This is a genomic window from Pseudoalteromonas sp. SG43-7 (assembly GCF_014164295.1).
Taxonomy (GTDB): Bacteria; Pseudomonadota; Gammaproteobacteria; order Enterobacterales; family Alteromonadaceae; genus Pseudoalteromonas; species Pseudoalteromonas rhizosphaerae.
The window spans coordinates 31,077-53,856 of record NZ_JACJEY010000003.1; the positions used below are offsets into that span (position 1 = coordinate 31,077).

16 protein-coding genes are annotated in these 22,780 nt (G+C 41.3%); 3 read left to right on the forward strand and 13 right to left on the reverse strand.

The annotated features are described in order from the left end of the window. Positions 1 to 10 precede the first annotated feature (10 nt). From H5200_RS01765 to H5200_RS01795, 7 genes are all read right to left on the reverse strand, one after another. On the reverse strand, positions 11 to 847 hold the full coding sequence (locus tag H5200_RS01765) for a peptidoglycan binding protein CsiV (protein ID WP_182760799.1): 837 nt from the start codon (positions 845 to 847) through the stop codon (positions 11 to 13). Then, positions 847 to 4,320, reverse strand: coding sequence for a transcription-repair coupling factor (gene mfd, locus H5200_RS01770; RefSeq protein WP_182760800.1), 3,474 nt, complete (start codon positions 4,318 to 4,320; stop codon positions 847 to 849). Before mfd ends, H5200_RS01765 begins: the two co-directional genes overlap by 1 nt. Positions 4,321 to 4,364: 44 nt before the next feature. After that, on the reverse strand, positions 4,365 to 5,258 hold the full coding sequence (locus H5200_RS01775) for a carbon-nitrogen hydrolase (RefSeq protein ID WP_182760801.1): 894 nt from the start codon (positions 5,256 to 5,258) through the stop codon (positions 4,365 to 4,367). After that, positions 5,255 to 6,310: an agmatine/peptidylarginine deiminase gene (locus H5200_RS01780; protein ID WP_182760802.1), complete on the reverse strand. Its 1,056-nt coding sequence runs from the start codon at positions 6,308 to 6,310 to the stop codon at positions 5,255 to 5,257. The genes H5200_RS01775 and H5200_RS01780 overlap by 4 nt, the downstream gene beginning before the upstream one ends. An 87-nt stretch (positions 6,311 to 6,397) precedes the next feature. After that, positions 6,398 to 7,030: a PilZ domain-containing protein gene (locus tag H5200_RS01785; protein WP_182740247.1), complete on the reverse strand. Its 633-nt coding sequence runs from the start codon at positions 7,028 to 7,030 to the stop codon at positions 6,398 to 6,400. A gap of 123 nt (positions 7,031 to 7,153) precedes the next feature. Further along, positions 7,154 to 10,327 (reverse strand): efflux RND transporter permease subunit, encoded by a 3,174-nt coding sequence (locus tag H5200_RS01790; RefSeq protein ID WP_182740235.1) that lies wholly within the window; start codon positions 10,325 to 10,327, stop codon positions 7,154 to 7,156. Between the two features lie 14 nt (positions 10,328 to 10,341). Then, positions 10,342 to 11,538 carry an efflux RND transporter periplasmic adaptor subunit gene (locus tag H5200_RS01795; protein WP_182760803.1) on the reverse strand — a complete coding sequence of 399 codons (1,197 nt, stop codon included), beginning with the start codon at positions 11,536 to 11,538 and terminating at the stop codon, positions 10,342 to 10,344. Between the two features lie 484 nt (positions 11,539 to 12,022). Here H5200_RS01795 and H5200_RS01800 point away from each other — a divergent pair, with 484 nt between their 5' ends. The 3 genes from H5200_RS01800 to H5200_RS01810 are packed head-to-tail and all read left to right on the forward strand — an operon-like array spanning position 12,023 to position 16,693. Continuing rightward, complete coding sequence (locus H5200_RS01800) at positions 12,023 to 12,580, forward strand: RNA polymerase sigma factor (protein WP_145233553.1); 558 nt, start codon at positions 12,023 to 12,025, stop codon at positions 12,578 to 12,580. Further along, positions 12,577 to 13,653, forward strand: coding sequence for a FecR family protein (locus H5200_RS01805; protein WP_145233555.1), 1,077 nt, complete (start codon positions 12,577 to 12,579; stop codon positions 13,651 to 13,653). The genes H5200_RS01800 and H5200_RS01805 overlap by 4 nt, the downstream gene beginning before the upstream one ends. A 40-nt stretch (positions 13,654 to 13,693) precedes the next feature. Continuing rightward, entirely contained in the window at positions 13,694 to 16,693 is a 3,000-nt protein-coding gene (locus tag H5200_RS01810; RefSeq protein ID WP_404936373.1) for a TonB-dependent receptor plug domain-containing protein, read from the forward strand. A gap of 57 nt (positions 16,694 to 16,750) precedes the next feature. On the opposite strand, the gene H5200_RS01815 is transcribed toward H5200_RS01810, so the two are convergent. The 6 genes from H5200_RS01815 to H5200_RS01840 all read right to left on the reverse strand — a co-directional run bounded on the left by H5200_RS01815 (position 16,751) and on the right by H5200_RS01840 (position 22,777). Next, positions 16,751 to 17,146: a biopolymer transporter ExbD gene (locus tag H5200_RS01815; protein ID WP_145233557.1), complete on the reverse strand. Its 396-nt coding sequence runs from the start codon at positions 17,144 to 17,146 to the stop codon at positions 16,751 to 16,753. 215 nt (positions 17,147 to 17,361) lie between these two features. Continuing rightward, entirely contained in the window at positions 17,362 to 17,805 is a 444-nt protein-coding gene (locus H5200_RS01820; protein WP_145233559.1) for a PA2169 family four-helix-bundle protein, read from the reverse strand. Between the two features lie 167 nt (positions 17,806 to 17,972). Beyond that, on the reverse strand, positions 17,973 to 18,911 hold the full coding sequence (locus H5200_RS01825; RefSeq protein ID WP_182760804.1) for a LysR family transcriptional regulator: 939 nt from the start codon (positions 18,909 to 18,911) through the stop codon (positions 17,973 to 17,975). 15 nt (positions 18,912 to 18,926) lie between these two features. Then, positions 18,927 to 20,645: a bifunctional isocitrate dehydrogenase kinase/phosphatase gene (gene aceK / locus H5200_RS01830; RefSeq protein ID WP_182760805.1), complete on the reverse strand. Its 1,719-nt coding sequence runs from the start codon at positions 20,643 to 20,645 to the stop codon at positions 18,927 to 18,929. 82 nt (positions 20,646 to 20,727) lie between these two features. Further along, on the reverse strand, positions 20,728 to 21,204 hold the full coding sequence (locus tag H5200_RS01835) for a DUF4124 domain-containing protein (protein ID WP_149982373.1): 477 nt from the start codon (positions 21,202 to 21,204) through the stop codon (positions 20,728 to 20,730). 76 nt (positions 21,205 to 21,280) lie between these two features. Beyond that, positions 21,281 to 22,777 (reverse strand): DUF3413 domain-containing protein, encoded by a 1,497-nt coding sequence (locus H5200_RS01840; RefSeq protein ID WP_182760806.1) that lies wholly within the window; start codon positions 22,775 to 22,777, stop codon positions 21,281 to 21,283. Positions 22,778 to 22,780 lie beyond the last annotated feature (3 nt).

The window sequence follows — 22,780 nt, forward strand, 5'->3', positions numbered from 1 at the left end:
CTTCCTTTATTTAGTGTTTGAATTTTCTAATTTGTACAATCATGCCCATTTTAGGATGGTCAAAATAATGAATGTCGCCACTTATAACGCGTTTGAATTGTGCGAACCGAGCGTGTTGGATTTCACCGTTGGCTTGTCTTTCATTCACATCAAAACTGGCATTAATAAATAAATAATGGCGCAAGTAAATATTAAAGCTACCATCTAGCTCCCATTGATCCGTAGCTTGTTCAACTACTGGGGCTATGCTCTGGTTGGTGTTGACTAAACTAATAAAGTCATTATTTGTATACTGTGGCGTTTGTGCAATCACAGGTGCGCGTAATAATTTACCGCCAAACAGTTTAATACTTTCAGAGCGAGATTGGCTCGCACCTTCAAAACGCCATCCTGTATGAAGTATAGGCTTGAGTCCTTTTCGCGCCAGCTCTTGCTGTTGTGATATAAATTGTAGCTGTTCGGGAGCAAGTAAGTAGGTTTGCTCCATATCGTCTTTAACAGGCGCTATTGGGCTAAGTGGCAGTGCTGAGTAACTGTGTAGGTAGTCAATACTGCCATCACATAAATTAGAGCGATTGGCACCAATCACAGAATCGGTTAATGACTGTGAATTAAAGCGAGTGTCGCCGTTGATACACTCCTGTTTAGCTTGCGCAGTATAAAGTGGTGTCAGTAAATCAACGCTACGCTTAGCCTTAATTGGCTCTTTGTCTAAGCTAAAATCCTCTTGCAAATAAGGGGCAGGGCGCTGTTTGAATATCAGTACTTCTACTTCAAACCAACGTTCTGCAAATGCTGCGCTACTAAATACACAACACAGTAGGATAAGAGATTTTTTAAGCAACATTAATGGCTAACCTTTTTTTCGAAATCTGCAATCATTGCAGTGACCATTTTTAAGCGTTCGCGGGCATTCGCCTCATTGATCGCAAAGCGCAACTTATTTGCACCATCCATTTTATACACCTTAGGTGCACTTTGTATCAAACCTATAATGAAGCTAGGGTTAACCTTAGTATGTTGACTAAACTCAAAATAGCCACCTTTTGGATTTGCTTCAATTTTTTTAATGCCTAATTCGCTGGCTTTGAGTTTCAGTTGTTGCAAACTAAATAGGTTTTTAGTTGCATCAGGCAGCAGGCCGAAGCGATCAATCAGCTCAACTTGTAATTCGTCCATATCATCTAGGTTAGCGCAGCTGGCAACCCGTTTGTAAATACCTAGTCGCGCATTTACATCGTGAATATAATCTTCAGGCAGTAAAGCGGCTAATTTTAAGTCCACTTCACTTTGTTGTTGTAGCAAGTTATCAAGGGTAGGCTCTTTGCCTTCACGAAGAGATTTCACAGCTTGCTCAAGCATTTCCATATATAAGCTAAAGCCGATGGTCTGCATTTGTCCTGATTGATCATCACCAAGCAACTCACCAGCACCACGGATCTCTAAATCGTGGGTTGCGAGTGCAAAACCGGCACCTAAATCTTCCAGTGACTCGATGGCTTCAAGGCGTTTTACAGCATCTTTCGACAGCCCTTTAGGATTACCCGTTAATAAGTAAGCATAAGCTTGATGATGGCTGCGACCAACTCGACCCCGTAACTGATGTAACTGCGCCAAGCCTAGTTTATCGGCTCTATCCATAATAATTGTGTTTGCTGTGGGGATATCAATTCCCGTTTCAATGATGGTAGTACATACGAGTACGTTGTATTTCTGGTGGTAAAATTCGCTCATCAGTTGTTCTAAATCACGTTCGCGCATTTGGCCATGGGCAGAAGCGACGCTTGCTTCAGGTACCCACTCACTAATTTCTTCTGCCACGCGGTCAATAGTTTCAACGTTATTATGTAAAAAGTATACTTGGCCACCACGCTTTATTTCCCGCAATACCGCCTCTCTGATCAAATCTGCATCGCGTTGACGAACAAATGTTTTAACCGCTAAGCGTTTTGCAGGAGGGGTAGCGATGATTGAAAGATCACGCATACCACTCATGGCCATATTTAATGTACGTGGGATAGGTGTTGCAGTGAGTGTTAAAATGTCAACATCGGCACGCAGTGATTTTATCTTCTCTTTTTGACGTACCCCAAACCGGTGTTCTTCATCGACAATGAGCAAGCCAAGATCTTTAAATATAATATCGGCTTGGATCAATTTGTGAGTACCAATGACGATGTCCAAGGTACCTTTAGCCATTTTTTCTAGGGTGTCTTTTTGTTCTTTAGGTGAATTAAAGCGAGACAGCACACCGACTTCAATGGGTAAGTCGGCAAATCGATCTTTAAAGTTTTCAAAGTGTTGTTGTGCAAGCAAGGTAGTTGGTACTAAAACGGCTACTTGTTTATTGTCGTTTACAGCAACAAAGGCGGCGCGCATCGCAACTTCAGTTTTGCCAAAACCTACATCACCACAGACTAACCTATCCATTGCTTGTTTACTTTGCATATCACCTAGCACAGCTTCGATAGCGTTACGCTGATCGTCAGTTTCCTCAAATGGAAACCCATCGCTAAAGACGCGATAAGCAGCACCATCAAGTTTAAAGGCATTCCCCGGTTTTGCTTGGCGCTGGGCGTAAATATCGAGTAATTCAGCGGCCACATCACGTACCTTTTCCGCCGCGCGTTTTTTCGCTTTTTCCCAAGCATCAGATCCCAGTTTATGCAGCGGTGCACTGGCTTCTTCGCCACCAGAATAACGACTGAGCATATGCAGGGCTGACACTGGCACATACAACTTTGCTTCATTGGCATAGGTAATGGTTACAAACTCAGTGATCAGTCCCGCCGCATCAATCGTTTGCAGACCTTGGTAGCGGCCTACACCATGATCCAAGTGTACAATCGGTTGGCCAACTTTAAGTTCAGCTAAGTTACGGATGAGCGCATCTTGGCTAGCTTCGTATTTATGTTTACGACGGCGACGCTGCGATACTTTAATGCCAAGTAATTCTTGTTCAGTAACAATGGATAATGCGGGCTTTGTACCAAGTACCACACTTTGTTCTAGTGGGCTGACAATTAAGCCAACATCGCTACTACTATTTACAAATTCATCGAATGATGAAAACTCTTTAAACTTTAAGCCACTGGGTTTAAGTATAGCGAGCAGAGATTCACGGCGACCATCGGATTCTACTGACAGTAAGATACGGCCTTTTTGTTTCTTTTGCGCTGCTACATAATTTATAAATGCTTGATAGGGTTCATGTAGTTTATGATCAATGCGTATTGCGGGTAACTCGCTGGTGACTAGATTTTTATTGCCTGCTTTTGTCGCGAGTTTTGCTTGCGATAACCGAATGCGAGCAAAGTTGCCTAAATTTTCAAACAGTTCATTAATGGGTTGATAAAGTGCAACTGGCTCAAGTAACGGGCGCAGTGGATCGACTCGACGGTTTTCATAACGCACATTAATATCATGCCAAAAATGCTCCGCAGCATCTTCTAAATCTCCCAGTTGCATCACTGTTGCAGTATCTGGCAGGTAATCAAAGATAGTGGCTAATTGCTCAAAAAACAGCGGCATATAATATTCGATACCAGCAGGCCAATTGCCTTTGGTCACTTGCATATACACGGAATCTTGCGATGAGCTGGCACCAAATTTTTCACGGTAGTTTATTCTAAATCGTTCAACATCGGCTTCGTTGGTAGGGAACTCATGAGCAGGTAGTAATTCAATTTTATCGACTTTTTCATCCGAGCGTTGGCTTTCAACATCAAATAAACGAATGGTATCAAGTTCGTCATCAAGAAAATCGAGTCTAAATGGATGCGGACTGCCCATTGGGTATAAATCAACAATCGAGCCACGAATGGCGTATTCACCATGCTCCATGACTTGTTGCACATGTAAATAGCCTGCTTGCTCTAAGTTACTGCGAAGTTTGTGGGTATCGAGAATATCACCGACTTTAAAATTAATGGTTGAACCATAAATAAACGAAGCAGGGGCGGTACGTAGCATCAAGGTAGACACAGGCACAATTAATACACTTTGTTGTTCTTTTTTTAAAGTATTTAAGGTGGCTAAGCGCGATGAAATTATATCTTGATGGGGTGAGAAATGATCGTAAGGCAACGTTTCCCAATCAGGGAATATCATTACTGGATGCTCGGGGAGCAAGCACTCCAACTCTGTTTCAAGGCGCAATGCACTGGGTGTATCAGGGGTAACAATAAGCACTAAGCCAGCTTGTTGTTTAACTCCTTGTGCAATGGCAATACTTAAACCACTGCCAGTGAGTTGCCCCCATTGAATTTTATCTTTTTGAGATTTTACCCAAGGCAAGGCTGCCCATTGCGCAAACGCCATTTACTACTCCTTTAATGCGCCTCAACTGAGGCGCTAATTTATTCTTAATCGCGATATATTTTGGTTAAATCGTGGTAATGATCTATACGACGGTCGCGTAGGTACGGCCAAATGCGTCTTACATTTTCAGAACGCTTTTGATCAAGTTCAACAAGTAACAGTTGCTCATCAGTGTTGTTGGCTTCTGCTAGCAGTTCACCTTGAGGACCCGCTATAAACGAGTTACCCCAAAATTGAATACCATCACTTTGACCACTTGGATCACTTTCATGACCGACACGATTACAACTAATCACGGGTACGCCATTGGCAACCGCATGTGCGCGTTGCGATATTACCCACGCATCTTTTTGACGTGTTTTCTCGCCTTCGTCATCACGTGGATCCCAGCCAATTGCGGTTGGGTAAATTAATAGTTCAGCACCGGCCATTGCCATTAAACGCGCAGCCTCTGGAAACCATTGATCCCAACACACTAAGACACCAAGTTTGCCGACAGAAGTTTGAATTGGTTCGAAACCTAAATCACCCGGAGTGAAATAAAACTTTTCGTAAAAGCCTGGATCGTCAGGGATATGCATTTTACGGTATTTCCCCGCAATTGTGCCGTCTTTTTCAAGCACTACCGCAGTATTGTGATAAAGCCCTGTGGCACGTTTTTCAAATAAAGAGGCAACAATAACAATGCTTAATTCTTTTGCAAGCTCAGCTAAAGTGTCGCTACTTGGGCCAGGAATAGTCTCTGCCAAATCAAATACATCAACATCTTCGGTTTGACAAAAGTACAGACTGCGATGTAATTCTTGTAACACCACCAGTTGTGCGCCTTGGCTTGCGGCATCGCGAATACCGGCAATTGATTTTGCCATGTTTTGTGCGGCATTATCACTGTTACTTTGCTGCACTAAGGCAACGATTAAATTTGCAGGGCTGCTCATAATGATGCTCCAGCTAAAAATCCACGGGGTAATTGCATAGTAATGCAGTGTAAACTACCAAATTGATGAATAATTGGTAAGCAGTTTACGCCTATTATTTGATGCTCAGGGTAGGCCGTTTGAATTTGTGCTAAGGCTAATTCGTCATTGGCATCAGCATAAATAGGCACAAGTACAGCTCCATTAATGATTAAATAATTTGCGTAGGTGGCAGGTAACCTGTCGCCATCATCATTAAATACGGCTTTTGGCCATGGTAAATCAATTAAGGTATAAGGTTTACCTGTTGTTGTTTTAAAACCTTGTAACTGCTTTTCCATGGCATCAAGAGCGCTGAAGTGTTGGTCATTTTTATCATCACACTTTACATACACTAAGGTATCATTAGGCGCAAAGCGCACTAAAGTGTCGATATGACTGTCGGTATCGTCACCGGCTAAATAGCCATGATCAACCCATAAAAAGTCGGTGGCGCCAAGTTGTTCACGCAAGCACTGTTCAATGTCTTGTTGGGTTAGATTTGGATTACGATTTGGATTAAGCAAACATTCACTGGTGGTCAATAGTACACCGTGTTGATCAATCTCTACACCGCCACCTTCAAGAACCAAATCAAGCGCTTGGTATTGATTGCGCGTATCGGCAAGTTGTTTAATCAGTACCGCATTAATTTTATTATCTAATTCACTGGTAAATTTATTACCCCAGCCATTAAAGATAAAATCAACAATTTTTAGTTGGCTATTATCAGCAACTGCGGCGCAGGTTAATGGGCCATGATCACGTGCCCACGTATCGTTACAGGGAGTAACAACAAAATGCACGCGGCTCAAATCAACAGCGTTGCTATGCAATAACTGGCTAATGTGTGTTTTTAAGGCTTCATCATGAGCGATGATCACTAATTGCTCTGCATTACAAATATGCTGACATAATTGCACGTATACAGGCTCTACAGCGGTTAAATTGTCGCACCAATCAGTGGCTTGGTGTGGCCAAGTGAGCATAACGGCGTCTTGCTCAGCCCATTCGGGTAAAAGTCTAAAGTTCATGAATTTAATAAACAAACAAAGGTGCTATTAGTTTAGCATTTCAACTATAGCCAAGCCACTTCAAAATGAGGGTTGCTAGTATCTATATTATTCTGGTTTTGTTGGCTCTGTTGTGTCTTGGTTATCAAAGTTGTCGCTTTCATGTTGCAGCAGCTGACGCTTTTTCAGTTGTCTGGTTTGTGCATGTAAACTAGCACGTACCACAAGTTCTTGATCAGTATCGCGGATGGCTTTAAAAAGTAGGGTGTATTGGTAGTGTTCATCGTCAATCTTATTAACCGCAACTACCTCGGTGTAACAATAAATAGCAGAGGCTTCATGCTGTAAAAATAATTTAGTGCGAAATACTTGGCCAATAGAGTAGACTTTTGTATCGGTTAGTTTGACACCGCCACCGCCGTAGCTATCACAATAAATGGCGTTATCTTCGGGCTGCTCTGAGGCTAATATATGGCTCATGATCAAGTCGATTTTACGCGATTGTGCTTGTAAAAATACGGCAAGCTCTTGTGCCAAATCACCAAGGCTACGCAATGGTCTTAACGAGCTTTGCTCTAATTCACTAACCTCATTGGCCAATTTAAATAACGGTGGGATATCTGCTTCTAGTTGCGCTAAGGTAGTAGGCACTTTGCTATCGTCAACAGCAAATAAATTTACTCGATTACTTTCATCAATCTGAAAGTACTGCTCAAACTCGGTTAATTTTTCACTATTCATCATAAGGCTCCTCGACGCAATAGTTTAATAGTAGCGCCGACAGTATAAAATTGCTAGTTATCAAATTACCATAAAAAAGGGCAAACCACTGTTTGCCCTTATATTTTTGTAGCTGAGCTTAAATCATAAATTACCCTCTTGGGTGTCGACATGTTCACGCTTGTGGTGGCTTGCAATTTCATCGGATAAATCTGCTCGCGAGCGTTTTTCAGTAAGTTTGCGCTCAGTTAACCAATAAAAGAACAGTGGTACAAAGAACACGGCAAGGAAGGTTGCTGCCATCATGCCGCCCATAACGCCAGTACCAACGCTATGACGTGCACCTGCACCGGCGCCTGAGCTCAATACTAATGGCACTACACCTAAAATAAAGGCCATCGAAGTCATGATGATGGGTCTAAATCGAAGGCGGGCAGCTTCAAGTGCTGCAGCGCTTGCGCTCCAACCTTGTTGATGTTTCATCAATGCATATTCAACAATCAAAATGGCATTTTTACTGGCTAAACCAAGTAAGGTCACTAAGCCGATTTGGAAGTACACATCGTTAGTCATGCCTACTAACCAGATTGATACCAATGCGCCAAAGGTTCCAAATGGCAATGCTAGCATCACCGATAGTGGCAATGACCAACGCTCATATAGTGCTGCAAGGATTAAGAAAACCATGATCACCGCAAGGCCTAAAGCAATTCCTGTGGTACCTGAGCTGCGTTTTTCTTGATACGCAGAGCCGGTCCAGTCGTAGGTCATATCCGGTGGTAATACTGCTTTTGCAATACGTTCAACTTCAGCAATTGCTTGGCCAGAGCTGTAACCGGGTGCAGCATTACCGAGCAGTTTTACCGCAGGCAAGTTATTATAACGATTTAGATTTTCTGGTCCGCGGCTATATTCAATATTAGTAAACGCAGACATAGGGACCATAGTACCTTGACTGTTTTTTACATAAATTCGTCCAATGTCATCAGGCTTCATTCTAAATTCAGCTTCTGCTGACATGAGTACTTGCCAAGCTCGGCCAAACTTATTGAAGTCGTTCACATAATAAGTACCCAGTGTACCGGCAAGGGCTGTAAAGGCATCGTCAATTTCAATGCCCATTGCGCGGGCTTGTTCACGATCTACATCAACTTTAAGTTGCGGTGCATTTGGTCGCCACAACGTTTGTAGGCCACTTAAAATAGGGCTTTTTTGTGCTTCAGCCATCATTAAACCCATGGCTTGTTGCAGTTTTTCTGGGCCACCTGCGCCTTTGTTTTGAATATAAAATTCAAATCCGCCAGTGCTCCCTAAACCAAAAATAGCAGGGGGGTTAAACGCTAAAACAAGTGCTTCGTTGATATGCGCAGTTTTCATAAACAGCTCATTAACCAAACTTTTAGTATCAACCTCTCGTTCATCCCAATGTTTTTGGGTGACGAATAAGGTGGCTGCACTGTTTTTATAACCGCCGCCAATAAAATCAAAGCCTGTAAATGCCACCACATTTTCATTGGCAGGATTAGATTGTACGGCGCTAATTACTTCAGCCACTACTTTTTCTGTACGCTCAAGGGATGAGCCGTCAGGTAAGAAAATAGCTGAAATATAGTAGCCTTGGTCTTCATCAGGCACTAATGAACCTGGAGTGCTTTTCCAAAGGCCAATGGTAATTGACACCATACCAATCATCAGCAATAAACCTAATGCTCCTCGGCGCACCATAAAACCAACAGCACCCACATACTTACTGGTTATTTTAGTAAATACACGGTTGAACCATAAAAAGAAGCTTGCGGTTTGTTTATGCTCTTGTTTTAAAATAAGCACACATAAAGCAGGGGTCATTGTTAGTGCAACTATGCCAGATAAGCTCACAGCAATTGAAATGGTGATCGCAAACTGACGGAATAGTTCGCCAGTTAAGCCACCTAGAAATGCAATTGGCACAAACACTGAGCAAAGTACTAGAACAATAGCAACAACAGGTCCTGATACTTCTTTCATCGCTTTTATTGCGGCTTCATGGGCGCTCACATGCTCTTCGTGCATGATACGCTCTACGTTTTCAAGTACCACTATGGCGTCATCCACTACGATACCAATAGACAGTACCATACCAAATAAAGTCAATGAGTTAATAGAATAACCAAGCATATACATGCCAGCAAACGTACCAAGTAATGACACCGGTACGGCAAGAGTTGGGATCAGTGTGGCGCGCCAATTTTGTAAAAATAAGAACACCACTAAGAAAACCAGTACCATTGCTTCAAGTAGTGTTTTCACTACTTCGCGGATCGAGACTTCAACAAAACGGGTGGTATCGTACGAATTTAAGTGAGCAAGTCCAGTGGGAAATTGCTGAGTTAACTCTGCTAATACGCCATTAACTTCTGCTGCTACATCAAGTGCATTGGCACCAGGTTGTAGGAAAATACCTAATAGTACGGCTTCTTTGCCGTTGATAGTGCCTCTGAAGTTATAATCTTTTGCACCAAGTTCAACACGGGCGATGTCTTTTAAACGTAAGCTACTGCCATCAAGGTTTGAACGAATAATGATTTCTTCAAATTGTTCAGGCTCTGATAAACGCCCTTGAGCGGTAACACTGTAAACCAGCTCTTGCGCTGATTGTGAAGTGGGGGTTGCACCAATCGAACCGGCTGCATATTGAGAGTTTTGGCTGCGAACTGCCCCTGCGACTTCTTCAACAGTAACACCGAGCTGACTCATTACATCAGGGCGCAGCCAAATACGCATGGCGTAATCTTTCGCGCCAAAAATTTGTACGCTCGTTGTACCAGGAACACGTTTAATACGGTCTAAAATATTCAGGGTGACATAGTTTGAAGTCCATAGACTATCACGAGTGCCGTCCGGTGAATAAAACGCATGAACTTGCAAAAAACTCGATGAACCTTTTTGCACCACCACGCCTTGGCGCCGTGTTTCTTCAGGTAAACGAGCTTCAACTTGCTTTACACGGTTATTGACGTTAACTGCTGCTTGGTCAATATCGGTGCCAATTTCAAACGTTATTTCAATGGTTGTTGCACCAGAGCTTGTCGAGGTTGAAGACATATACATCATGCCTTCAACACCGGTAATCGCATTTTCAATCGGCGCGGCTACGGTTTGTTCGAGTACTTCAGCCGACGCACCCGGATAGGCTGCTGTCACTTGCACAACGGGTGGGGCAATTTCAGGGTATTGGGCGATCGGCAAGCTGCGCATGGCAGCCAGGCCCGCCAGCACAATAACAATTGAGATCACAAACGCAAAAATAGGTCTGTCGATAAAATAACGAGAAAACATAAAACTCCCTGCGCCTATTCTGCGCTTACGTTGTTTGTTGCATTGTTAACGGCCACTGGCATGCCTGGAAAGAAAATCTTTGCCATACCATCGATGATCACTTCATCGCCTTGCTGTATGCCTGATTTAATCAACCAAAAGTTTTTATCACCTTGATTATCTGGCTTTTGGATCCACTCACCTACTTCAACGGGAGCTGGGCGCGCAATCGTGCCGCCTTGTTCATTTTTAGCGACTACATAAACAAATTTACCAGTGCCATTATCAAGTACCGCACGTTGTGGTATTACAAATGCATTTTTGCGTACCGCACCACTTAACATCACTCGCACAAATTGACCTGGGCGAAGTTCAAAATCAGTGTTGGGGATAATTGCTTGTAGTTCGCTGGTGCCGGTATTTGGATTAATACGTACATCAGAGAAGTTAACTTTGCCACTTTTATTGGAGAGTGAACCGTCTTGTAATTTAATGCTCGTGTGCCACTGACCTTTTTCTGGCAGCGATAAAGAGCCATTTGCGACATCTTGACGCATTTGTAATTGTTCACGCTCAGAAATACCAAATCGTAAACGAATAGGATCAAACTGGGTAATTTGCGTTAATAATAGATCGGGACCTGATACAAAAGTACCTACCGACACAAATTCACGGCCCACCACCCCAGCGACAGGTGCTTTTACTTGCGCATATTCTAAATTCAGTTGGGCTTCTTTTAATGCAACTTTCGCGGCCTCTAACGTCGTGTTAGCAATATCTTGGGTGGAGCTGGCGTTATCATAATCCCGTTGTGAGACTGATTTCTCAGCACGTAGTTTGGCTAATCGATTCACTTCACGTTCGGCTTGTACTAAAGATGCTTTTGCACCATTAAGAGCTGCTTGCGCGCTTTCAACCGCCAATTGATAGGGGGCTAAATCTATAGTGAAAAGTGACTGCCCTTGCTTAACTGTCTGGCCTTCATCAAAGTTACGAGATTCTAGGATCCCCGTTACTCTGGCACGTACTTGAACTTCTTTAGAACCTGATAAGGTTGCCGGTAGTTCAATAGTGAATGGGGCATCTTCATAGGTTGCTATGGTTGTTGCCACAGCTGCTGGATGCATTGCTGCTTGTTCGGCTTTAGGTGCTTCACTACAACCTTGTAGAAACAACGAAGCCGAGGTAAATAAGAATAAAGATAATTTTGATGGTGCGAAAGACAGACGCATGGTTACTCCACAGTTCCAATTGTTAAGTATAAATAATATGTAACATTTTATAAGCTAATAGCATGACATTCTGTTGATTTTATCATCAGCTTGACTTACGTGGTGCTTAATCCATTTAGCTTAGTTAAATACGAGTGTATACCTTAAATTTTTACAGGTATATGCTGGTGTTTATTTTTTTCATTGCATTTTAAAGAGTGTAGAACATATTAGGGCTATATGAACCAAGTCGCAGCAACCGTGGTTTTTAAAGCGTAATTTAGTTTAATAACTAAATAATTGAGCGCTTTTATGCGCCCCGCAATAAAGCTGTTTATAAAATAATGAAGTCATTGTTTTGTATGACAATAGCTTAATTATGACGTGCTGTAAGTGCTTTGTTAGCGAAACTGCTTTAATAACCACAAAATTAACAAATTGCCTTGTAATTGGCGCTAAAACTCGTACCCTAGGCGTAATAATAATAGCAAGGGTAAAGTTAATAATGACGCGCAAGCCGACATTATCTACAACATTTATTGATCTGTCTTCACAGTTGCGACGTTTTGTTTCGCGGATTGTACAACCAGATGACGTGGAAGATATAGTACAAGAAACCTTTGTTAAGAGCTATCAGGCTGATTTAAAACAAGATATTAAATATACGCGCAGTTATATGCTAAAGACTGCCAAGCATTTGGCGCTTAACCATATTGCTAAATGGGATAATCAGCATTGCGATTCATTAGATACCTCTGATGATTATCAGCAGTCGTTGCGATCTATGCAGCTTGAGGATGAAGTGACCTCAAAAGAGCGCTTTTTACTGTTTTGCCGTGCTACTGAGCAACTAAGCCAGCCAGTGCGAAAATGTTTTATTTTAAAGAAAGTATATGGCATGAGCCAAAAAGAAATCGCAGCGCAAATGAAGTTAAGTGAAAGTACGGTTGAAAAACATATTGCCAAAGGTCTGTTACAATCTATGCGCTACATGCAGCAACATGAGCAGTTAGGTGAGCACAGCAGTGCCACTATTGAACCTGCCAGGAGGGTGGGAAAATGAGTAATATTCATCAATTTTCGTCTAAAGATGCTATTCAAGCAGATGCCAGTCGTTGGATAAGTGCTATGGATAGGGGCTTATCAAAGCAAGAACGTATGCAATTTCAGCACTGGGTGCAACAAAATAAAGCTCATCAAGATGCGGTATTTGAGTTAGCCCAGTTATGGGATGAACTGAGCGTATTAAATGAGTTGAGTAGCTTATTTCCCAATAAAAATAGCATCAATAAGCCTGCCCGCAGAGAAATTAATTTTTCGATTGCGGCAAGTGTCTTTGCCGCATTGCTAGTTGCCAGCTTTATATTTGTTGGTATTGAACAGTGGCCAACAACACCACAAGAACAAGCCAAGTACAGTAAAATTTACCGTACTAAAGTCGGTGAGCAAGCAACGTTTGTGCTACCAGATAGTACGATAGTGCAATTAAATACCAATAGCTTATTAGAAGTTGCGTATACAAAAAACCGCCGACAACTGATTTTAAGTCGAGGCGAAGGGCGTTTTAATGTTGCTAAAGATGCCGCACGTCCATTTACGGTGATGGCGGGCGATAAGTCATTTACCGCACTGGGGACTGTTTTTAATGTGCAACGTAATGCAGCATCGGATCTTGAGTTGGTTGTTACTGAGGGTAAAGTGATGATCACGGATCCTTCGGTTGCAGTAAATGCTGATGATTTTGTTCAATTGCAAAGTGCTAGTAATGATACCGACAGTGTGAAAAAAATTAATGCTAGTATTGTTATCTCTGGCGAAAAAGCATTAATTAAAGAAAGCATTACTAAGCCAATCAAACGGTTAACACAAGATGATGTACAACGGGATCTGGCATGGCAACAAGGTATGCTAATTTTTAATGGCGAGTCGTTAAGCGAAGCACTGCAAGAAGTGAGTCGCTATACCGCAACGCGTTTTGAACTTGCTGATCCTGCATTAGCTTCTTTAAAAGTGGCTGGGGTGTTTAAAGCCGGTGATATTATCGGTTTACTTGATAGCCTGCGCATCAATTTAGCCATTGAGCATGAACGTTTAGGTGAACATATCGTAAGCCTAAAACACGGTGATCACAGCTAAGCTTATGCTTGCTCTTTGATTTAAAGTGTCAGAAGTTACAATGGTAAATATAAAAAGTAAAAAAATAATTAATAAAAAAATAGGATTGCATAGCGGATTATTCTTTCTCAACTGTTTGTATAAGTTGCGCAGTAACCAAACGTATCCAATTTGTGGGTTAATTGTATTAGCACCTTTAGTATTTAGCCTAAATGTTCAGGCTGAGGCTGCAAATCCACAGATGGTACAATTTGATATAAAAGCGCAGCGAGCAGATCAAGCATTGATAGAGTTTGCAAAACAAACAGAACAAACCGTGGTTTTTTCGTTTGACTTAGCAAAACAATACCAAGCTCAATCAGTGTATGGTTATTACACTCAGTTAGAAGCGCTTAGTACAATGCTGAAAAATACTGAACTCGATGCGGTTGTTGATCAAAATGGTTTACTGAGTATAAAACTCAAACAAATCAATAGGAATGATAACAACATGAGAAAGCTTTCAGGGGTCAGTGCTGCTGTAATACCACTTTTAATGGCAACCAATAGCCAAGTTGCTAATGCACAAGAACAAGCCGCTCAAGAAAATATTGAAAAAATCGCCATCGTTGGTAGCCGTGTAGCAGGGCGTTCGGTCGAAGACTTACCCGTACCTGTTGATATTTTAAGTGCTGAAGCGCTAGAAAATACCGGACAAACAGAAGTCGGCCGTATGTTACAAGCTATCGCACCGTCTTTTAACTTTTCAAGTTCATCGATCAGTGATGGTACTGATGCACTACGACCTGCCACTTTACGTGGCTTAGGGCCAGATCAAACATTAGTACTTATCAATGGTAAACGTCGTCACCAAGCCAGCATTATCCATATTAATACATCTGTAGGTCGTGGTACTGCAGGTACAGATATGAATGCGATCCCAGCTGCTGCAATTAAACGTATCGAAGTATTACGTGATGGTGCGGCTGCACAATATGGTTCAGATGCGATTGCGGGTGTTATCAACATCGTATTAAAAGATGCTGATGAAGGCGGTAAAGCCGCAGTTAACTATGGCCAGTATTCTGAAGGTGATGGCGAAACCGTTACGGTTGATTTTAATAAAGGCTTTGCGCTAGGCGACGATGGTTATTTAAATACCACTATCAACTACCGCGACCGTGCACCTACAAATCGTGCCGGTTTACATGGCTCTTGCCAGTTTTATGGTTGCACAGAGCTTGATGATGGCACGCTGTTAGCGGGCGATCCTCGTGAGCTGACTGCACCACGTGATACGTTTAGAATTGGTGATGCAGACTCGCAACAATTTGCTTTAACGGTGAATACCGGTTATGAACTTGCTGGTGGTGAGCTCTATGGCTTTATTACTTATTCAACCCGAGATAACGAATCAGCCGCGTTCTTCCGTCATAATGCCAATGCTGATGGCAACCCTGTTTTACAAGATGGTGATGCGGTGATCCCGATGGGCTTCTTGCCAATGATCAACACCACCATTGATGATATATCGTATAACTTTGGCTTTAAAAAAGAGTTTGATAATAGCTCTAGTCTTGACCTGTCATACACCTATGGTGAAAACAGCATCGATTATACCACTAGTGACACTATCAATGGTTCATACGCTAATTTATTACGTTATGATCAAGGTTTAAGTGCTGATGATATTCGTGCCACTATTCCTCGCCAAGCGTATGCGTATGGCATGGAGTTATCACTGCAAACAATCAATCTTGATTTTACACAAGACTATGATAATTTTTCACTGGCAATGGGTGCCGAGCTTCGCACCGATGAATATCGTATTTTAGAAGGCAGTGAATACGCTTACCGTGATTATGATACTAATAATGGTGTTAATATTTACGATGGTATGAGCGGTGGTATTGGCAGCGAAAATGCAGCAGGTGGTACTCAAGGTTTTGGTGGTTCATCGCCGGAATCTTCTGTGGATGAATCACGTGATGTGATTTCGTTTTACCTTGATGCTGAAACTTACATTATTGATGATGTAATTATCTCTGGCGCACTGCGTTACGATAACTACAAAGGCTTTGGTGATACGGTTAACTTTAAGTTAGCGGGTAACTGGTCGGTGACTGATGACGTTTCACTGCGCGGTGCGGTGAGTACTGGTTTTAGAGCACCATCAATGCAGCAATTGTATTTCAATAATATCAGTACCCAGTTTGTAGTTGGTCCTAATGGCGATCTAATTGCAGAAGAAGTTGGTACTTTTAGAAACGACAGCACACTTGCACAGAGTATTGGTATTCCAAAACTTAAAGAAGAAAAGTCACAAAACATGAGCTTAGGTATTGTGTATAACGTGACGGATAATATTAATGTTACCGTTGATTATTATTCAATTGATATTGACGACCGTATTGTGATCAGTAACTGTTTAGGTAAAGGGTTGTCATCAACGCTAGATGCTGCATTGGTTAGTTCTGGCGCAGGTGCAGGGCAGTTTTTCTTAAATGGTGCAGATACCGAAACGCAAGGTGTGGATTTTGTTGCGACATGGAACACGGAAGGCTTAGGCGGTACCCTAGATTTTACATTAGCGGCTAACTTTACTGAAACCGATGTGGTTGATTTATTTACTCCTGCGGGCAGTGGTTTGGAAACGATCCCTGTCGAAGATGTATTTTCTTCGCAAGAAACCTCAATCATCGAAGAATGGCAACCACAAGACAGAGTAAACTTAAGTGCATTATATCGCCTTGAAGATTGGACGGTAAACTTATCGCTCAATCGTTATGGCGAATACACGGTTGAAGATGGCGGTCGCCAGACTTACGGCGCTGAAATTCTTACCGATATAAAAGTAAATTATTTTGTCACAGACAACTTGTCACTAAATATTGGTGCAAACAATTTATTTGACGTTTACCCTGATAAAAATACCATAGGTAATTCTCGCTCAGGCACAATTGTTGATGCTTCTGGTAATACTATTATCAGTTCAACCGGTGTATTTGAGTACTCACGCCGTTCAGCACCATTTGGTTTTAACGGTGCTTACTACTATGTAGGTGCTGAATACCGATTCTAAAAATAACTTCTCCTACGTTATTTAGTTTTGAAGGGCCGTCTGGCCCTTTTTTTGCTTTTAGTGTGATGTGAGTGCAATGGGGTAGTTATCATACTCTTTGATATTATTCATTACTGTCATTAAAGTTTGATGCGTACTGTTTTCGTCAGCGGCTATTTGTACTGTGGCGATATTATACTTCGCAGCAAACATCGCAAGGTTAGTGGCAACTTGGTTTAAGTCAATTAATCGCCCCGCAAAATACACCGCATTGCTTTGGTCAATACTAAAATGAGCACTTTTAGTTTGTTTATCAATACTGGGTTTATCTACAGGCCGTTGCAGCTCTATTGCCACAGGTTTTACAAATGAAGTTGTAACAATAAAAAATATTAAAAGTATAAATACAATATCAAGCATCGGCGTCATATCAACGTCAGCGTTTTGTGGGTTTACATGTTGTTTATTTCTCATAATGGAACCTTGTTATTTTTGATAAAATGCTGCGGCGCCACAGCGGGATAGTAGGTACCTATTAATAAGCCTAGACGATTAAAATCATGCTGTGGTTAAATAAACATGCTATTTTTATTAATTATTTGCATTATTTTGTTATAAAAATCATTTAACTATAATTATGAGCATAAAAAAGCCCAGCGCGTGGCTGGGCTTTCATTTAAGCATTGTGGTTAATGCTTCTGCATACGGCTCATTTCCGTATGACAGCTTTGCATGGTCAGTAATACTTTAGCGAGGGCGGCTTCACAATCGTGCGGTTGTGGTTTTTTCATGGCAGCTTTGATTTCTTCAAGTGTTTTATCTTCCACTTCTTCAAGCTCTTTGACATAAATTTGATCGTTGTTGGCACTAAATTTTGTGATCAGTGCGGTATATGCTCGGCGAGCTTCAACAGCAAAAGACGAACCATCTTCTCGTTCACCTTGCTGATTAATAGCGTAAGGCTGTAGGTTTTCAACGCTGACTTTACGTGCGTCTATCATACGCTGAAATAGCGCACCAATGGCTGGATCTTGTACTTTTTCCTGCGCCTTTTCATAAAAGTCGATGCCGCTGTTCATTACTTGGATAATGTCAGTGATATGATTTACTTCGTTTCCTTGCTGGGCATTCATAATATTGACCTCTTTAAGTTAAATGAATATTAAAGTTCAAGTAACTTAAAGCAATTGCCATTCCATTTTTAAATTATTTTAACATCATGATTATTAATACTTTTAAATTGATGTTTGCTTACTTGAAAATACCAGTAAGCAAATTTTACAGGACTTTTGTAAGAGCGTTACTTTAATTCATCTGCAACTTCGGCTATTTTTTGGCGTAACCAAATATGACTGGCATCTCTGTGAAGTAATGGGCTCCAAATCATATCTAACTCAAATGGTGGTATAGGGAAGGGAGGCTCCAGAATTTGCAAACCAGGATCATCTAAATAAATATTAGCGGCTTTTGAAGGGAGTGTCGCAATCAGGTTCTTCTCTTTCGCTAGATGTATTGCAACGTGGTAATTACGGGTGAATGTGGCAATATTTCGGTGTTTACCAAAGTGGGCGAGCGCTTCATCAACCCAGCCAAGTTTTTGTACGTCTTTAGGATCCATACCAACCCCGACACCAAAACCTGTTTTACTTACCCAAATATGCCGAGCTTTTAAATAACTATCGAGGCTAAAATTTTCAATGATCGGGTTGTCAGCTTTTACTAAACAACAAAAGCTATCTTTCCAAATACGTTTGTGATGAAACGACTGCGGTAGGTTTTCGAAACGATTTATTGCCATATCAACTTTACCGTTTTCTACATCATGAAAAGTAACATCACTTGGAGTGAGAATATCGAGTGTGGTATCCGGCGCTTCATCGTGTAATTTACTCAGTAGCTTAGGTGCTAAGGTGCTGGCAGCATAGTCACTGGCCATAATCCTAAATACCCGTTTGCTTTGGCTGGCCTCAAATTCACGGTTTGGTGCAAGCGTTTCTTCTAATGTCATTAAGATGCCACGGATCACCGGCTGCAATTCAATAGCTCGTTCAGTGGGCACCATACCATCACTGGTGCGTACTAAGATCGGATCGTTAAACAGGTTACGTAAACGTTTTAAACCATTACTCATTGCCGGCTGTGTAATGCTAAGCTGGTTTGCGGCGCGAGTAACATTACATTCGCGTAATAATGTGTCGAGATAAACGAGTAAGTTTAAATCTATTTTACTGATATTCATTGTGTGTCCTTTCGTCTACCATTTATGGATAAAACGCTGCGCTGTTGGATAAGGGTAGATATGGCTAACGACCCCTGCTTTTATATTTCGTTGCGCTTGCTGCCAAAATGCGACGTCTAATAGTTCTGGATGTGTTTGGCTGAAAACTGCTTTGTATTGCGGGTTCGGCATTACAAAAGTGCATAACTGCTCTGGAAATACATCTTGTGGTGCCACAGAGTAACTTTGCTCATTGGTTAAGTAGTCATCATAACTTTTGGCTTTAGGCAGTGCTCTAAAGTTCATGTCTGTTAAATATTGCACTTCATCATAATCATAAAAAATAATGCGTTTGTGTTTACTGACACCAAAGTTTTTAAGCAACATATCGCCTGGGAAAATATTAACGGCGATCATTTCCTTGAGTGCTTGGCCATATTCTGCAATGGCAACAGCGGCATCTTCAGTATTAGCTTTTTCTAAATATAAATTCAGTGGCGTCATGCGTCGCTCAATATACATATGTTTGATGATCAGTAAGTCGCCTTCGATGATCATTGATGAACCAATAGTTTGTTTAAGCTGTGCAAGCAATGTAGCGTTAAAACGCGCAACAGGGAATACGACGTTAGAATACTCTATGGTATCTGCCATACGACCAACCCGATCATGGCTTTTAACTAATTGGTAGCGTTTGAGAACGGTATCGCGGCCAAATGGTTTACTTTCACCAAATTTGTCTTTAATTATTTTAAATACATAATCAAATGAAGGTAGGGTAAATACCATCATCACCATGCCCGGTGTGCCAGGGGCAATCACAAAATCATCACTGGAGCGTTGTAAATGGGTTAAAAACTCGCGATAGAACTCGGTTTTACCTTGTTTATGAAAGCCAATGGCATTGTAAAGCTCTGCTAAGGTTTTGTTGGGCATTAGTTGGTTTAAAAACCGAACTAATGCGGAAGGAGCGTGGGTTTCAACCATAAAATAAGCGCGAGCAAAGCCAAAAATAACCCGCATTTGCGATGAGTTAGTCAGTAAAGCATCGAGATACAGACCTTGCTCTTGATGATGTAACACCGCAATAATAAATGGCTGCACACCACTTTGTGATACTACACGGCCGACAATATAGGCTGCTTTGTTGCGATAAAACGGCGTTTGTAATATGTCAAAGCGCATTTGCCACGCACGGTGATGGGTGTCGGGTGCTTGTTTATAAAACGCTTTTACTAAAAGTCGTATATCGCGCTCTAAATTAACAAAATCGGCTTTAAAATCAAATTGATTAATTATTTTACGGATAGTGGGCTTTAAGCCGTCTACAACAGGAAAGTAGCTGCGGTATTCTGCTTCTACAGGAAGCGCAGGAGCATCTGCCAAGGTGGCTTTTACAAAAATAAAATCATTATTAAAATAACGTCGATGAAATAAGCGGCAAAACACAGAGTTATAAAATGTTTCGGCTAATTCTGCTTGTGGATGAAACGTTAAAAAGTGCTGGTAGATTTGTTTTGTTTGCAGCCAGAGTGATTCATCCAATTGATTGGCTAATTGCTGATTTTGTAGTTGCTGGGTGGTTTCGTTAACCCGATCATCGTAATAAGTGATCCGCAAGCGACTAATGTCGTGCATTTTTGTCCAGTTTTTATTTGCAAATGCCAGAGGTGCTTGTGCGGTGATCTGCTGAAATAATTTATAATGCTTTTTAAAGCCATTTAAAATTAGCTCGGCAATGTTTTGTGGTTGCATGAACGGGTACTCCAAAATGACCTGTAGAGTATATGCTCTACACATGTTAAGAGTATGCTAAATATTGGTAAAACCCAATAGTTTATTCATAACGTTTCAGTTTTTTTTCGAGTGCAGAGAGCTGTTTGTTGGTCGTTTTGGTGTTTTTGGCAAACGTTTTATTGATCACTTTTAGCTGCTTTTTTATCTCTTTGCTAAGCTTTTTTTTATCATCATCACTCATTAAACGATTTAGCCGTTGCAGTTGCTCGTATTCAGCGCGGTCACGGTCACGACTCAAAATGGCGAGTTTATATTTAACACTGCGTATCTCAGCGTTGAGATTACGAATAATTTGTTCACGCTCAAGGGAGTTAAGCGCTTTGACATGATTTACAGTAGCCGGAGTGACGTTGGGCGACACTGCTATTTTATGTTGCGTTGCCTGCCCGCCACAGGGGAATTGGCTAAATGTAGTGCCTCTGTCGGTTACGCACTTGTAATATTGATCTGCGGAAGCCGCCTGATCAGCAACAAATAGCAAACTAATAAAAATAACGAAAAGAGTACACAGTTTCATTACGCTAGCCTTCCCTAGTTAGGGCATAATCATATATGAAAACTATAACCTAACTTGGGTAAATTGCCAGTAGCAGTTATTCGGTAAAGGTTTTTAGCTTTTTAATGCTTTGTGCTAAAAACGGAATATCTAAACCTTGCTCTATTGAAAAGCCTTGTGCAGCAGAGATATTTTTATAATTACCATCAGAATCAATTAATGTAATACGGTCTTTCTTATAGGCAATAAATACGCCTTGCGAATAATTAACGCCCATATCGCCTTTTTTGTTATACAAATTAACGCCTAGCATGCTTTGCTTTGCGATATCAGCACAATTTAAATATTGGCCAACGCTTGTGGCAATTAAATCGCTTGGTTGGATCAAGCCTTCAGTACGGGTTACTTTTCTATCCGTGCTGTATAAAGATGAAGCACTCACAATACCGTGATCAACATCGGCTAAACTAAATGCAAATACTTGATTGACTCCCTCACGAAGCGCAGTGTTTTCATCGGCGTTAATGATACGAATTGCTGCATCACCCGCTGTTGTACTATTGATATAGTTAAAATCATCAAAGCCACTGACACTAATACTACGGCGATTACTTTGCCACACCGGCAATGTTTGCTCTGTCATTAAGGCTGGCTTGTAGTATGCAGGTAAACCGTAAATCAAGCTAAATAGCACATCTTGATGATGAACGGGTTGTAAAAGCTGCTCGGTTTTATTTAAATTTTTGTGCTGTTTAGCAAAATTAGTTAACGCAGGCGCAGAGCTAAACACTAAAATATCGACTGTCGCAGCAGTAAATTCTTCACAGCGAGCAATTGGTGTTGGAGCCGTGTAATCTACATTTTGTGTATTAACCTTTACGTTATGCGCTTGCTCGTAACTTTCAATATCAAGTAAATCATTTTTTGCCAATAAACTTTTTGCTGTCGTTGGGTAGGACAAGGGTAAGACATTATCTTGCTTAGTAATATCAAACTTCAAATTTGCATCAGCCCAAATATGAATACTGTGACTCATCGCAAAACAGACTAATAACAATGAGCTGGCGTAACGAGCAAATTTATATTGTTTTAAGCGGGCTAAATGGTGCCATGTATAGTTACTTGCTAATAATTGAAATGCAAAAATAAGCATCACAATTCCGCCAGCGAGCAGGGTTGTCAGCGCTGGAGAGCTGGTTAAACGATGCCATAATAAGGTAATAATTTCAGGTAATGCAGAGCTACTTAAATGGTAGCCTAAATTAAAATACACATAGGCATCAAGCGTCAGTAGTGATGCACCACAGGTGGCAAGTATTGCTGCCATACCGCGGATATGACGTGGGTAAGGAAATATTAAACTTAGCGGAAATACCGTCAGCACAAAGGCAATAAAGGTAATAAAACTAGTGTGGCTAAGCCATGTCACTAGCATATAAAGCATACCCATAAAGCTGGTGGGAGGAGAGTCAGCAAATAAGTAACTTAAACTTATAAGCAACACTAAGCCGATATTGGCAAAAGTAAACAAATGCCCCCAACTTAATAATTGACTCGCTTTAGACGAAAACTGATTGTGCTGCGATAAATTCATAAA

Excerpts from the sequence above, each read along its gene's own strand:
- H5200_RS01835 (WP_149982373.1), bottom strand. The coding sequence starts at position 21,204 with ATGAAACTGTGTACTCTTTTCGTTATTTTTATTAGTTTGCTATTTGTT.
- H5200_RS01805 (WP_145233555.1), top strand. The coding sequence starts at position 12,577 with ATGAGTAATATTCATCAATTTTCGTCTAAAGATGCTATTCAAGCAGAT.
- H5200_RS01810 (WP_404936373.1), top strand. The coding sequence starts at position 13,694 with ATGGTAAATATAAAAAGTAAAAAAATAATTAATAAAAAAATAGGATTG.
- H5200_RS01840 (WP_182760806.1), bottom strand. The coding sequence starts at position 22,777 with ATGAATTTATCGCAGCACAATCAGTTTTCGTCTAAAGCGAGTCAATTA.
- H5200_RS01790 (WP_182740235.1), bottom strand. The coding sequence starts at position 10,327 with ATGTTTTCTCGTTATTTTATCGACAGACCTATTTTTGCGTTTGTGATC.
- H5200_RS01800 (WP_145233553.1), top strand. The coding sequence starts at position 12,023 with ATGACGCGCAAGCCGACATTATCTACAACATTTATTGATCTGTCTTCA.
- aceK (WP_182760805.1), bottom strand. The coding sequence starts at position 20,645 with ATGCAACCACAAAACATTGCCGAGCTAATTTTAAATGGCTTTAAAAAG.
- H5200_RS01780 (WP_182760802.1), bottom strand. The coding sequence starts at position 6,310 with ATGAACTTTAGACTTTTACCCGAATGGGCTGAGCAAGACGCCGTTATG.
- mfd (WP_182760800.1), bottom strand. The coding sequence starts at position 4,320 with ATGGCGTTTGCGCAATGGGCAGCCTTGCCTTGGGTAAAATCTCAAAAA.
- H5200_RS01815 (WP_145233557.1), bottom strand. The coding sequence starts at position 17,146 with ATGAGAAATAAACAACATGTAAACCCACAAAACGCTGACGTTGATATG.
- H5200_RS01775 (WP_182760801.1), bottom strand. The coding sequence starts at position 5,258 with ATGAGCAGCCCTGCAAATTTAATCGTTGCCTTAGTGCAGCAAAGTAAC.
- H5200_RS01785 (WP_182740247.1), bottom strand. The coding sequence starts at position 7,030 with ATGAATAGTGAAAAATTAACCGAGTTTGAGCAGTACTTTCAGATTGAT.
- H5200_RS01825 (WP_182760804.1), bottom strand. The coding sequence starts at position 18,911 with ATGAATATCAGTAAAATAGATTTAAACTTACTCGTTTATCTCGACACA.
- H5200_RS01765 (WP_182760799.1), bottom strand. The coding sequence starts at position 847 with ATGTTGCTTAAAAAATCTCTTATCCTACTGTGTTGTGTATTTAGTAGC.
- H5200_RS01820 (WP_145233559.1), bottom strand. The coding sequence starts at position 17,805 with ATGAATGCCCAGCAAGGAAACGAAGTAAATCATATCACTGACATTATC.
- H5200_RS01795 (WP_182760803.1), bottom strand. The coding sequence starts at position 11,538 with ATGCGTCTGTCTTTCGCACCATCAAAATTATCTTTATTCTTATTTACC.